The sequence below is a fragment of the Ruegeria sp. CH10 genome (genome assembly GCF_056537125.1).
Genome location: NZ_JBQFQY010000006.1, coordinates 133,959 through 146,549, shown reverse-complemented (window position 1 = coordinate 146,549; position 12,591 = coordinate 133,959). Strand labels below are relative to the sequence as shown.

Here is a 12,591-nt window from a genome sequence, read left to right as displayed (position 1 = left end):
CCAAACGCCTTCCTTACGATGCTGCCGCCATCGGCAATCACGCGTCAAAGTGGTCGTGTGTGACCGCCACACGAAATAGGCGAACACACCAGCAGCCAACAGGAGCAACAGAATGGGCATGCTTATGCATTGCCCAATCTCTGCGTAAATTCAAGCGTCAGGCGGCGTTTGCGTATTCGAACAGTTCAGGTTCGTGCTGCTCTTGGGAAACATAAACGGCCTCTGGCGTATAGTAGGCCCACGCCTGTTCCAACAAGGCCAGGGCTTCGGCTGCTTTGGTGTTCTTTTCTGAGTGGTTTTCTTGCATCGGAGCGATCCCGTTTCGGTTTTATCACTCCTCCCTGAACATAGGATAGACCTGAACAGGGGCGGTTACATTGCATGATTTTGCAATCTTGCCATGCACTTGCCGCAATACGGCAAGTGCAGTTTCTGCCGCGCTTAGACCGCGCGTTCGATCATCATCTTCTTGATCTCGGCAATCGCCTTGGCCGGGTTCAGCCCCTTGGGGCAGGTCTTGGCGCAGTTCATGATCGTGTGGCAGCGATACAGTTTGAACGGGTCTTCCAGCTCATCCAAACGCTCGCCTGTCGCTTCATCGCGGCTGTCAATGATCCAGCGATACGCATGCAGCAACGCGGCGGGCCCAAGATAGCGGTCGCCATTCCACCAATAGCTCGGGCACGAGGTCGAGCAGCTGGCGCACATCACGCATTCATACAGACCGTCCAGCTTCTTGCGGTCTTCGATGGACTGCTTCCATTCCTTTGCCGGGCGGTTGGTCTTGGTCTCCAGCCATGGCATGATCGATGCATGCTGCGCATAGAAATGGGTCAGGTCGGGGATCAGGTCTTTGACCACCGGCATATGCGGCAGCGGATAGATTTTCACGTCGCCCTTGATCTCATCCATGCCATAGATACAGGCCAGCGTGTTGATCCCGTCGATATTCATCGCGCAGGACCCGCAGATGCCTTCTCGGCAGGACCGGCGGAAGGTCAGGGTCGGATCAATCTCGTTCTTGATCTTGATCAGCGCGTCCAGAACCATCGGGCCGCAGCTGTCCATATCGACGAAATAAGTATCGAGCTGTGGGTTTTTTCCATCTTCCGGGTTCCAGCGGTAAATCTGGAATTTCCGCACATTTTTCGCACCGTCCGGCTTGGGCCAGGTTTTGCCGGTCGTGATGCGCGAATTCTTGGGGAGGGTCAGTTGTACCATAAGTTCCTCTCCTTAGAACGTCCGCGCCTTGGGCGCGATTTTCTTGAGGCTGATGCCGCCTTCGGTTTCAGTCGTCAGCGGATCGGTGATGACCGGGCGATAGCTAAGCTCAACCTTGTTGCCTTCGACGCGGCTGACGGTGTGGACACGCCAGTTTTCGTCGTCTCGCTCGGTGAAATCCTCATGCGCGTGGGCGCCGCGGGATTCCTTGCGCGCCTCGGCACCGACAATGGTGGCCAGAGCGCTTGGCATCAGGTTGGTCAGTTCCAGCGATTCCATCAGGTCGCTGTTCCAGACCAGCGAACGGTCTGTGACCTTCAGATCGTCCATCTTGGCTGCGATTGCGGTCATCTTCTCGACGCCTTCGGCCATGGTCTTGGCGGTCCGGAACACGGCCGCGTCTTCCTGCATCGTGCGCTGCATCTCAAGCCGTAGATCGGCGGTCGGGATTGTTCCGCTTGCGTTGCGCACTTCGTCGAAACGGTCAAATGCCTTGTCCACCGACGCCTGGTTCAGAACCGGGTTCGGCGCTTTCGCGTCAACAACCTCACCCGCCCGGATCGCAGCCGCGCGGCCAAAGACCACGAGATCGATCAACGAGTTCGAGCCCAGCCGGTTCGCCCCATGAACCGAGGCGCAACCGGCCTCACCCACCGCCATCAGGCCAGGGACAACGGCAGTTGGGTTATCGGCGGTCGGGTTCAGAACCTCACCCCAATAGTTCGTCGGGATGCCGCCCATGTTATAGTGCACGGTCGGCAGAACCGGGATCGGTTCCTTGGTCACATCGACGCCTGCAAAGACGCGCGCTGATTCCGAGATGCCTGGCAGACGCTCGGCTAGCGCTTCGGCGGGCAGATGGCTGAGGTTCAGGTGGATGTGGTCGCCATTGTCGCCATGGCCGCGACCTTCGCGGATTTCCATGGTCATTGAACGCGAGACATAGTCACGGGGCGCGAGGTCCTTGTATTGGGGCGCATAGCGCTCCATAAACCGTTCACCTTCCGAGTTGGTCAGGTAACCACCCTCGCCCCGTGCACCTTCGGTGATCAGACAGCCCGAGCCGTAGATGCCGGTCGGGTGGAACTGAACGAACTCCATATCCTGCAAGGCCAGACCCGCGCGGGCCACCATGCCGCCACCATCGCCGGTACAGGTATGGGCCGACGTGGCCGAGAAATAGGCCCGACCGTAACCACCGGTCGCCAGCACCACCATCTTGGCGTTGAAGACGTGCATCGTACCGTCGTCCAGCTTCCAGCAGACGACGCCCTGACACTGGCCATCCTCGGACATGATCAGGTCTATGGCGAAGTATTCGATGTAGAACTCAGCGTTGTTCTTCAGCGACTGACCGTACAGCGTGTGCAGGATCGCGTGGCCGGTCCGGTCGGCGGCGGCACAGGTACGCTGCACGGCAGGGCCTTCGCCAAACTCGGTCGTGTGGCCGCCAAAGGGGCGCTGATAGATTTTGCCCTCTTCGGTCCGGCTGAAGGGCACACCATAGTGCTCCAGCTCATAAACCGCTTTGGGAGCTTCGCGTGCGAGGTATTCCATCGCATCGGTGTCACCCAGCCAGTCCGAGCCTTTGACGGTATCGTACATGTGCCATTGCCAGTGGTCGGGGCCCATGTTCGACAGGGACGCCGCGATGCCGCCCTGCGCCGCCACCGTGTGCGAACGGGTCGGGAAAACCTTGGTGACACAGGCCGTGCGCAGACCTTGTTCCGCCATACCCAGCGTTGCCCGCAGACCGGCACCACCTGCGCCTACGACAACGACGTCGTATTCGTGGGTTTCATATTCATATGCTGCTGTCATCGTTCTTAATCCTTACCGCGCTTTGTCACAGGGCCAGTTTGACCAGGGCGAACAGCCCGGCAGCCATCAGTGTGTAGCCAAGCGCATACACTGCCGCGATCGAGATTTTCTCCATCACACCATGAACGTAATCTTCGATTGCTTCCTGCGCTTCGTACATAAGCTGCAGCAACCCAACGACCAGCATCAGGGCTGTGACAATCGCCGGGAACGGACGGCTGAAATAGGCTATGACCTCGTCATAGCTGCCGCCAATGCCTGCACCAAAGGTGAAAATAAAGATCGGCACCAATACGGTCAGAACCATGGCCCGCACCATGACCTGCCAGTGGGTGTGTGTTCCGGATTTCCCTGCGCCCAGCCCCTGCGCGCGTTTGCGGTCTGTCAGATATCGCATCGTCGCCTCCTTAAACCGCAATCACGGTGATCAGGGTCAGGACAGTCGCGCCAACGAACATGCCCAGCCCCAGTTTCTCGGCGATTTTGACATCCAGGCAATAGCCGAAATCCCAGATGACGTGGCGCAAACGGCCCAGCGTGTGATACCACAAGCCCCAAGTCGCGGCGGTCAGGAGAAGGTCGCCGAACCAGCTGCGCAGGAAAGCATCGATCCCGCCAAAGGCGCTTTCGGATGTCGACGCGGCAAGCAGCCACCAGACGACCAGAATTGCAACAGCGAACACTCCGATCCCGCTGATACGCACCATGATCGAAGACAGAGACGTCATCTGCGGGCGGTAGATCATTATGTGTGGCGAGAGCGGGCGGTTGCCCCGATTGACATCGGCCATGTCGGCTCCTCTTTCGTTGGCTACCAGACGTTTTACCCGTTTTTGCCAATCTGTCACGTGCTGCATGCGCAAAAACACGTAAAACGAGTGCAAAACTGCAGAAATCCGGAATTTGTGATCACACAAAATGGCACTGTGATCACGAAACTAATTCTATGTAATCAATGTTAGCGTCTACATATCGCAGCCTTTGTGATCACGAATCTTAACCGCTCAGTCCAAAGAGGCTGATTGCTCCACAACTTCGCGCAGCAACTTCTTGCGGATACGCTCGGGGTAATCCGCAAAGCCCGCGGCCGAGACGACAAAGGCCCCTTCGCCCACAATCACGTTCTCAAAGAAATAGGCGGTCAGGTCCGGTTCGCTTTCTTCGATGGCGATGGCATTCACCGTCACACCATGCGTGCGCAAGAGACCATGTATCTCGGTCGGTTCAACCCCTTCATTCGATACGCCATCGCCCGAAATGTCGATCAGATGACGTTTGCAGTTGGACACGTCATCAAAGCTGGCCAGCGTCATCTCAAGCGCCTCACCAATCGCAGTTGAAAAGTTGCGCCAGACCCTTGGGTCTTCGGCGACCTGAACCGCGAAACGTTCCAGCGTGTCGAAACTGTCGATTCGGGTCCAGGGAATTGTCACCTTCTGGCGCGAGGCTCCGGTCCATTGCACCAACATCAACTGCGCCTGCCCGCGCACCAGCGCCTCGGACACCAGCGGGTCACGCAGACCTTCTGCCAAACCGTCCATTTGTATCCGGTATTCGGATGAGTCGACGGAACCCGAGACATCCACAGCCAGCGCCAACGCAAGATCACACGCCAGCGCAGGGGGCGTCAGCAACAGGCAAGCAGCGACTGAGCGAAACAGGACCATAGGCGCAACCTAGCACGAATGATGGCGCCTGCGATCAAATGAATGTGCGTCCGGTCAGATTGGCATCAGCGCCCAATAGTCGAGGTCCAGCAGAACCTCTGGTTTGTAGCGGCCATCGTCGCCCTTCAGCTCAAACGGCGCGCCGCCCTTGGTGGCCACCAGCCGCAGTCGAATGGCCCCCACGCCGGGAACACAGGTTTCGGCCTTATCCAGAACCTCGGACCACGCCTTGATCGTATCGCCCGCAAAACACGGGTTGGCATGCGCGCCCCCGTTCAGACCGACGATCATCTGCGCGTTGGCCAGGCCGTTGAACGACAAGGCCCGCGCCATCGAGATCACATGCCCGCCATAGATCAAGCGACCCTCGGGGCGGAAGGTCAGATCGAAATGCACCTTGGCGGTGTTCTGCCAGAGGCGCGTGGCCAGCATATGTTCGGCCTCTTCCACTGTCACACCGTCGACATGGTCGATGGTCTCGCCGATCTCATAATCGCCCCAACGATGGGCCTCGCCAGATTGAACGAAATCATAGGCCGCGAAATCCAGCCCCTCGGGCACCACCAGATCGTCAACCGTCAGCACCTGTTTCAGATCCGGCACCACGGCCTCGGGCGCGGGGGCGTCGATGTTCGATTTGCGCACCATCACCCAGCGCACATACTCGATGACCACCTCGCCATGCTGGTTCAGGCCGCGCGTACGCACCCAGACCACGCCGGTTTTCCCGTTCGAGTTCTGCTTGACCCCGATCACCTCGGATTCAGACCGCAGCGTGTCATCGGAATAGACCGGCTTCAGCCAGCGCCCCTCGGCATAGCCCAGATTGGCAACGGCGTTCAGCGAGATATCGGGAACCGTCTTGCCAAATACCACGTGGAACGCCGCCAGATCGTCAATCGGGCTTTGCGGCAAACCGCAATTCCGGGCGAACTCATCCGAGGAATAAAGCGCATGTCGCGCCGGATACAGCGCATGATACAGCGCCCGCTCGCCATCGGTCACGGTACGCGGCACCGCGTGGTGCAGGATCTGCCCGACGGAATAATCCTCGAAAAAGTTACCCGGATTGGTTTTTGCCATTATTGCTGTCCCAGCTTCATGTCGGGGGAATAGTCGGCCGCAACCTCTTTGGTGACGGCCTGCGCGCAGCGCATCACGTTGTTGGCCGTGTCAAAGGCATAGGAGGGATCGCCATACAGCTCCCACCCTTTGGCCAGCGCGTCCGTGACCTTGTGACAGAAGGCAGAGGTGTCTTCCTCGGTCAGCAAGCGATAGAGTTTCGCCATGGTGTTTTCCTTACGATCCAAACGGTGACGGGCCAACCAGCCCGTGAATATAGCCAATCACGCCCAACAACACGATTGACGCCACAAAGAACATCGCATCCTTGCCGTACGTTCCGGGTTCCGCCGGTGTCCAGTCAGGCTCAGATTTGTTGATCACGATGACCTCGACAACCGCCCAGGCCAGCAGGCCGCCAAACAGGATGATCGAGGCCAGATCGCCATTCACCAGCAAATGCGCAAACGCCCACAGCTTGAACCCGCCCAGCATCGGATGGCGCAGCTTGTTCAGCAGACGGCCTTTCTTGCCTGCTGGGCTCATCAGGAAGATGGCGATCAGAACCAACAGGTTGTTGACGTGGATCAGGAAGGTTGGCGGCGCCCAGACATAGATGAAATCGGTCATGCGATAGCCGAAGATCATCAACAGAATCGCCGCAACAAGCGCCAGCGCCACCGCGCCCTTGCCGCCATCGCCCATCGCCGCGCGTTGCGCGGGCATCAGACGTTTGAAAAGATGGGCGGCCGCCCAAAGCGCCACCCCAAGGATCAGAAGAACAAAGCCCATGCTGGCTTACCCCGCTTGCAAAGCTACTATCGCCTCAGCTTTTGCCAGAATTTCGCGGGCTGTTACAACATGCAGATTTTCAACAATCTTGCCATCTACGACAGCGACACCCTGGCCTTGGGATTCAACCTCTTCAAAGGCGGCGATCTGGCGGCGGGCCAGATCGATCTCGGTCTCAGAAGGCGCGAAGGCCGCGTTGGTGATGTCGACCTGCGCCGGGTGGATCAGTGTCTTGCCGTCAAAGCCCATATCGCGGCCCTGCTCGCATTCCGCTGCCAGCCCTTCGCCATCCTTGAATGCGTTGTAGACCCCATCGACAATGATCAGCCCTTCCGCCTTGGCGGCCAGCAGGCACAGGCCCAGCGAGGTCATCATCGGCAGCCGGTCGGGGCGAAAGCGGGTCTGCAATTCTTTGGCCAAATCGTTGGTGCCCATGACAAAGCCAGCCATCAGGGGATGGGCTGCGATCTCGGCCGCGTTCAGCATGCCGCGTGGCGTCTCCATCATTGCCCAGATCGGCATGTCACCGGTTATCGCCGCCAGTGCATCCACATCCGCCGCCGAGCTCACTTTGGGCAGCAGAACCACATCAGCATCCATATCCCGCACCGCTTCGGCATCGGCGCGGCCCCATTCGGTATCCAGCCCGTTGATCCGCACGATCTTGACCCGCGAGCCGTACCCACCGGCAGCCAGAGCCGCCCTGAGCGTCTCACGCGCTTTGGGTTTTTCATCAGCAGCCACCGCATCCTCAAGGTCGAAGATGATCGCATCCACAGGCAAGCTCCGCGCCTTGTCCAGCGCCCGGTCACGCGAGCCGGGGATGTATAGAACGGAACGATAGGGGCGCTGACGGATGTCCACTGGCCTCTCCCTTTGAAAGATTGTTGCGCAGAAGGGGCCATTTTTTATCGGAAAGTTCAAGGGCAAAATTGCCGCAACGCAGCATAAGTGACGCAACGTGCGGCGGTTTAACCAAATTTCGGTCACACGACCCCACCCTGCTTACCAGATAGAATCGAAAGGGGTGACCGATGAAGAAGACGCTTTTCAAGATGACGATGGGCCTTGGCATCATGGTTCTGGCCGCCGGGCAGGTGCAGGCCCGCACCTGTGCCCCGCGTGATGATGTGATCAAACGGCTGGCCGAAACCTATGGCGAAACACGTCGCGGCATCGGCATTGCCCGGCAAGGCGCTGTGATGGAGGTCTTTGCATCGGATCAGACAGGCAGCTGGACGATCACAGTAACGCTGCCCGATGGCACGACTTGCCTGATCGCCACGGGTCAGGCCTATGAGACGACGGCCGAAGCGCTGCCCCCCAACACCTAAGTCAGCGCATCCCAGATCAGCTTACTGCCGGTGATGGTCAGCAGAACATAGGCAATGCCAAAAAACAGGCGCTCGGACAGCATGAAATGCGCCCGAACGCCCAACCAGGCGCCCAGGATAGCAAAGGGTGCCAGCAAAAGATCCGCCAGCGCCGTGTGCCAGGTGAACAAGCCGAGATAGGCAAACGGCACGAATTTCACCGCATTGATGACCCAAAAGACCAGTACGGTGCTGGCCTGAAACTCGGTCTTCGTCAGGCGCTGTGACAGCAGATAGACGGCGGCGGGTGGACCACCGGCATGGCTGACAAAGCTGGTGAAACCCGCGACCAGACCGGCAAACAGACCGGCAGGTGGCGGCAAACGGTTGGCAAAGCCACGGATCAGCCCCTCGCTTTGAGCTACGTGCCAGATCACGAACCCGACCGAGATTCCCCCGATCAATAGGCGCAAAAGGTCATCATCGGTGGCACGGTACAGCCACGCGCCCAACGCAATACCGGGCACAGCGCCCAGGATCAGCAGGCGCGAATCCGGCCAGCTCCAGCGTTTCCAATAGGGTTTCAGTGTGGCGACGTCGATCACCATCAATATCGGCAGCATCAGCGCCAGCGCCTGTCCGGGCGTCAGGATCAGCGCCAGAATCGACGACGATGCAAAGGCCACGCCCGATCCAAAACCGCCCTTCGATATCCCGGCAAAGATCACCGCCGGAATCGCCACAGCGAAAAACATAAAATTCATCTCGAACATGCGGCGATCCAAAATAGGCTTGTCTGACAGGTCGTTTAGCGCAACCAGCAGGCGTCGGCAACGGTATGCGGTTGTATGCCACGTCGCAGAACCCTTGCGTATTGCCGCTTTAGCGACTAGCACATCCGCGATTTCTAAATCCATCGGAGACATTCAACATGGCCAGACCCAAGATCGCGCTGATCGGCGCAGGTCAGATCGGCGGCACGCTCGCCCACCTCGCTGCAATGAAAGAACTGGGTGACGTCGTCCTGTTCGACATCGCCGAAGGCACCCCGGAAGGCAAAGCGCTGGACATCGCGGAATCCGGCCCCTCCGAAGGGTTTGATGCCAAGTTGAAAGGCACACAGTCCTATGAGGACATCGCAGGTGCCGACGTCTGCATCGTGACCGCCGGCGTCCCCCGCAAACCGGGTATGAGCCGCGATGACCTGCTGGGCATCAACCTGAAGGTCATGAAGTCGGTCGGCGAAGGCATCGCCGCCAACGCCCCCGACGCATTCGTGATCTGCATCACCAACCCGCTGGACGCGATGGTTTGGGCTCTGCGCGAATTCTCGGGCCTGCCACACAACAAGGTCTGCGGCATGGCAGGCGTTCTGGACTCGGGCCGTTTCGCGCATTTCCTGTCGGAAGAATTCAACGTCTCGATGCGCGACGTCACCGCCTTTGTTCTGGGCGGCCACGGCGACACGATGGTTCCGTCGGTGCGGTATTCCACCGTTGCCGGTATCCCGCTGCCTGATCTGGTCGAGATGGGCTGGACCACGCAAGAAAAACTGGACGCCATCGTTCAGCGCACCCGTGATGGCGGTGCCGAAATCGTTGGCCTGCTGAAAACTGGTTCGGCTTTCTATGCACCGGCCACCTCGGCGATCGAAATGGCCGAAGCTTACCTGAAAGACCAGAAACGCGTTCTGCCCTGCGCTGCTTATTGCAACGGCGAATTGGGTGTTGACGGCATGTATGTCGGCGTCCCCACCGTGATCGGCGCAGGCGGCATCGAACGCGTCGTCGACATCAAGCTGAACGAAGAAGAGCAGGCTGGATTCGACAACTCGGTCAACGCCGTGAAGGGCCTGATCGAGGCGTGCAAAGGCATCGACAGCTCGCTGGCCTAAGCTTTTCGTATTACTGAGACGACGGGAACCGGCCTTTTCCAGGGCCGGTTTTCTTTTACACAGACCCGCACCCATTTCGCGTCGTGAATGTTGGCGCAAACGTCGGAAACCCCTTTTTCCAAACCACATTCCTTACATTTCGAATCATCGCTTAGGTGTGTCATGATTTTGTGATCACACGCTGAAAACCTGTGATCACAAATACAGAAAATCTTCGTGAAAAAGCGCTTTGCCGTCAAAAAAGCCTTTAAACTTGTCCCCTAGAACCCCCTATAACGGTTTAATCGTAGTCAGACGGGACAATTTCGATGAACATTCACGAATACCAAGCCAAGGCTCTTCTTCGCAGCTATGGCGCTCCGGTCTCCGAAGGTCGCGCGGTTCTGCGCGCCGAGGAAGCCAAAACCGCAGCCGGTGAACTGGATGGCCCCCTTTGGGTTGTCAAAGCGCAAATCCACGCAGGTGGGCGCGGCAAGGGCTCTTTCAAGGAAACCGACGCCGGTGAAAAAGGCGGTGTCCGTCTGACCAAATCGGTCGAAGAAGCGGCGGAAGAAGCCAAAAAGATGCTGGGCCGCACCCTGGTCACCCATCAGACCGGCCCCGCAGGCAAGCAGGTCAACCGCATCTATATCGAGGCCGGATCGGGCATCGAACGCGAACTGTATCTGGCCCTGCTGGTGGACCGCCAGACCAGCCGGATTTCCTTTGTCTGCTCGACCGAGGGCGGCATGGACATCGAAGAAGTGGCCGCAGCCACACCTGAGAAAATCCTGTCCTTCTCGGTTGATCCGGCCACGGGCTATCAGCCCTATCACGGTCGCCGCATCGCGTTCTCGCTGGGCCTCGAAGGGGCACAGGTCAAGCAATGTGTCAAACTGATGAGCCAGCTCTATGCCGCCTTCGTCGAGAAGGATATGGAGATGCTGGAGATCAACCCGCTGATCATCTCGGACAAGGGCGACCTGAAAGTGCTGGACGCCAAGGTCGGCTTTGACGGCAACGCGGTCTACCGCCACCCCGACATCGCCGAGCTGCGCGACGAGACCGAGGAAGACCCTAAGGAACTCGAAGCCTCCAAATACGACCTGAACTACATCGCACTGGATGGTGAGATCGGGTGCATGGTCAATGGTGCCGGTCTGGCGATGGCCACCATGGACATCATCAAACTCTATGGGGCCGAGCCTGCCAACTTCCTCGACGTAGGTGGCGGTGCGACCAAAGAGAAAGTGACCGAGGCGTTTAAGATCATCACCTCGGACCCGCAGGTCAAAGGCATACTGGTCAACATCTTCGGCGGCATCATGCGCTGTGACGTCATAGCCGAGGGCGTTGTGGCTGCGGTGAAAGAGGTCGGCCTGCAGGTTCCGCTGGTCGTGCGTCTGGAAGGCACGAATGTCGAAAAAGGCAAAGAGATCATCAACACCTCTGGCCTGGACGTGATCGCGGCGGACAACTTGAAAGACGGTGCCGAGAAGATCGTGAAGGCGGTTAAGGGTTAAGTCAAAATGGGAGTGGGAGAAGCCATCGCCCTGTTAGCCTTCGCTGCACTGGTCATTATTGTCTTTGTGGTGAAAGAAAACCGGCTGGCCGACCCAAATCGAACAGACACAATCTACGTTTCCCAAATGCGTGAAGTTTGCAATTTGAATGATGGCCCTGTGTCCGCAGCGCTTATCAGACAATCCGGCAACCTCTACCGAGACTTGGGTTTCTACGATCACTGGAGGGATGCAATGGACGAAATCGAAAAGTCTATGCGTCGAGCCAAAGTAGAGTCAGTGTTTGTTGAATCAAATGACTCAGATCTTTTTGAAGTTATTCGACTACACCACTCCCATGGCGGCAAGGCCGAAGGAAAAAAACTTGGAGGGGCGGTTATCGCCTCGGAGGCTTAACACTCGCGCCTATGGCGCGGCAATTTCAGGAGACTCCTAAAATGGCAGTCCTCATCGACGAAAATACCAAAGTGATCTGTCAGGGCTTTACCGGCTCGCAGGGCACATTCCACTCTGAACAGGCCATCGCCTATGGCACCAAGATGGTCGGCGGCGTGACCCCCGGCAAAGGCGGGATGACCCATCTGGGCCTGCCCGTGTTCAACTCGGTCCACGAGGCCAAGCATGTGACCGAAGCCAACGCATCGGTGATCTATGTTCCGCCGCCTTTCGCCGCGGATTCGATCCTTGAGGCGATTGATGCCGAGATGGAGGTGATCGTTTGCATCACCGAAGGCATCCCGGTTCTGGACATGATGAAGGTCAAGCGCGCGCTGGAAGGCTCCAAATCGCGTCTGATCGGACCAAACTGCCCCGGTGTCATCACGCCCGACGCCTGCAAGATCGGCATCATGCCCGGCCACATCCACAAGCGCGGCTCGGTCGGTGTTGTGTCGCGTTCGGGCACTCTGACCTATGAGGCCGTCAAGCAGACCACCGATGTGGGTCTGGGCCAGTCCACCTGTGTGGGCATCGGCGGCGACCCGATCAAGGGCACCGAGCATATCGACGTGCTGGAATGGTTCCTGGCCGATGACGAGACCCACTCGATCATCATGATCGGTGAGATCGGTGGCTCGGCCGAAGAAGAAGCCGCGCAGTTCCTGGCGGATGAAGCCAAGAAGGGCCGCAAAAAGCCGGTTGCCGGTTTCATCGCAGGCCGCACAGCCCCTCCGGGCCGCCGCATGGGCCACGCGGGCGCGATTGTCGCCGGTGGCAAGGGCGGTGCCGAGGACAAGATCGAAGCCATGCGCTCGGCCGGTATCGTAGTGGCCGAAAGCCCCGCGACGCTGGGTGAGGCTGTGCTGGAAGCGATTGGCTGA

The 12,591-nt window shown here is 58.6% G+C and carries 16 protein-coding genes; 5 read left to right on the top strand and 11 right to left on the bottom strand.

What is annotated here, in order from left to right; all coding sequences use genetic code 11:
- Positions 1-157: 157 nt before the first annotated feature.
- The 10 genes from ACRZ94_RS17210 to ACRZ94_RS17165 form a co-directional block, all read right to left on the bottom strand.
- Entirely contained in the window at positions 158-307 is a 150-nt protein-coding gene (locus ACRZ94_RS17210; protein ID WP_480655422.1) for a hypothetical protein, read from the bottom strand.
- Between the two features lie 134 nt (positions 308-441).
- A complete protein-coding gene (locus ACRZ94_RS17205; protein WP_480797907.1) occupies positions 442-1,221 on the bottom strand; it encodes a succinate dehydrogenase iron-sulfur subunit in 780 nt (259 codons plus the stop codon).
- 12 nt (positions 1,222-1,233) lie between these two features.
- Positions 1,234-3,042: a succinate dehydrogenase flavoprotein subunit gene (gene sdhA / locus ACRZ94_RS17200; protein ID WP_480797906.1), complete on the bottom strand. Its 1,809-nt coding sequence runs from the start codon at positions 3,040-3,042 to the stop codon at positions 1,234-1,236.
- 25 nt (positions 3,043-3,067) lie between these two features.
- Positions 3,068-3,439: a succinate dehydrogenase, hydrophobic membrane anchor protein gene (locus ACRZ94_RS17195; RefSeq protein ID WP_480655428.1), complete on the bottom strand. Its 372-nt coding sequence runs from the start codon at positions 3,437-3,439 to the stop codon at positions 3,068-3,070.
- A 10-nt stretch (positions 3,440-3,449) separates the two neighbouring features.
- Positions 3,450-3,833 carry a succinate dehydrogenase, cytochrome b556 subunit gene (gene sdhC, locus ACRZ94_RS17190; RefSeq protein ID WP_480655430.1) on the bottom strand — a complete coding sequence of 128 codons (384 nt, stop codon included), beginning with the start codon at positions 3,831-3,833 and terminating at the stop codon, positions 3,450-3,452.
- A gap of 213 nt (positions 3,834-4,046) precedes the next feature.
- Positions 4,047-4,709 carry a DUF1194 domain-containing protein gene (locus ACRZ94_RS17185; RefSeq protein WP_480655432.1) on the bottom strand — a complete coding sequence of 221 codons (663 nt, stop codon included), beginning with the start codon at positions 4,707-4,709 and terminating at the stop codon, positions 4,047-4,049.
- Between the two features lie 54 nt (positions 4,710-4,763).
- Entirely contained in the window at positions 4,764-5,792 is a 1,029-nt protein-coding gene (locus tag ACRZ94_RS17180) for a MaoC family dehydratase (protein WP_480797905.1), read from the bottom strand.
- On the bottom strand, positions 5,792-5,998 hold the full coding sequence (locus tag ACRZ94_RS17175; RefSeq protein WP_480655436.1) for a DUF1737 domain-containing protein: 207 nt from the start codon (positions 5,996-5,998) through the stop codon (positions 5,792-5,794). The genes ACRZ94_RS17180 and ACRZ94_RS17175 overlap by 1 nt, the downstream gene beginning before the upstream one ends.
- 10 nt (positions 5,999-6,008) lie before the next feature.
- Positions 6,009-6,563: an NnrU family protein gene (locus tag ACRZ94_RS17170; protein WP_480797904.1), complete on the bottom strand. Its 555-nt coding sequence runs from the start codon at positions 6,561-6,563 to the stop codon at positions 6,009-6,011.
- A 6-nt stretch (positions 6,564-6,569) separates the two neighbouring features.
- Positions 6,570-7,427 (bottom strand): HpcH/HpaI aldolase/citrate lyase family protein, encoded by an 858-nt coding sequence (locus ACRZ94_RS17165; protein WP_480655440.1) that lies wholly within the window; start codon positions 7,425-7,427, stop codon positions 6,570-6,572.
- Positions 7,428-7,597: 170 nt separating this feature from the next.
- On the opposite strand from ACRZ94_RS17165, the gene ACRZ94_RS17160 reads away from it, so the two are divergent.
- Positions 7,598-7,897 carry a hypothetical protein gene (locus tag ACRZ94_RS17160; RefSeq protein WP_480655442.1) on the top strand — a complete coding sequence of 100 codons (300 nt, stop codon included), beginning with the start codon at positions 7,598-7,600 and terminating at the stop codon, positions 7,895-7,897.
- Here the strand turns inward: ACRZ94_RS17160 and ACRZ94_RS17155 are convergent.
- A complete protein-coding gene (locus tag ACRZ94_RS17155) occupies positions 7,894-8,649 on the bottom strand; it encodes a sulfite exporter TauE/SafE family protein (protein ID WP_480797903.1) in 756 nt (251 codons plus the stop codon). The two genes, ACRZ94_RS17160 and ACRZ94_RS17155, sit on opposite strands and share 4 nt — an antisense overlap.
- Positions 8,650-8,807: 158 nt before the next feature.
- On the opposite strand from ACRZ94_RS17155, the gene mdh reads away from it, so the two are divergent.
- The 4 genes from mdh to sucD all read left to right on the top strand — a co-directional run bounded on the left by mdh (position 8,808) and on the right by sucD (position 12,591).
- Positions 8,808-9,770: a malate dehydrogenase gene (mdh, locus tag ACRZ94_RS17150; RefSeq protein WP_170353522.1), complete on the top strand. Its 963-nt coding sequence runs from the start codon at positions 8,808-8,810 to the stop codon at positions 9,768-9,770.
- A gap of 308 nt (positions 9,771-10,078) precedes the next feature.
- Positions 10,079-11,272 carry an ADP-forming succinate--CoA ligase subunit beta gene (gene sucC / locus ACRZ94_RS17145; RefSeq protein WP_480797902.1) on the top strand — a complete coding sequence of 398 codons (1,194 nt, stop codon included), beginning with the start codon at positions 10,079-10,081 and terminating at the stop codon, positions 11,270-11,272.
- Between the two features lie 6 nt (positions 11,273-11,278).
- The gene (locus ACRZ94_RS17140) at positions 11,279-11,668 is read left to right on the top strand and encodes a hypothetical protein (RefSeq protein WP_480655448.1); all 390 of its coding nucleotides are present in this window, start codon (positions 11,279-11,281) and stop codon (positions 11,666-11,668) included.
- Between the two features lie 41 nt (positions 11,669-11,709).
- Entirely contained in the window at positions 11,710-12,591 is an 882-nt protein-coding gene (gene sucD, locus ACRZ94_RS17135; RefSeq protein WP_480655450.1) for a succinate--CoA ligase subunit alpha, read from the top strand.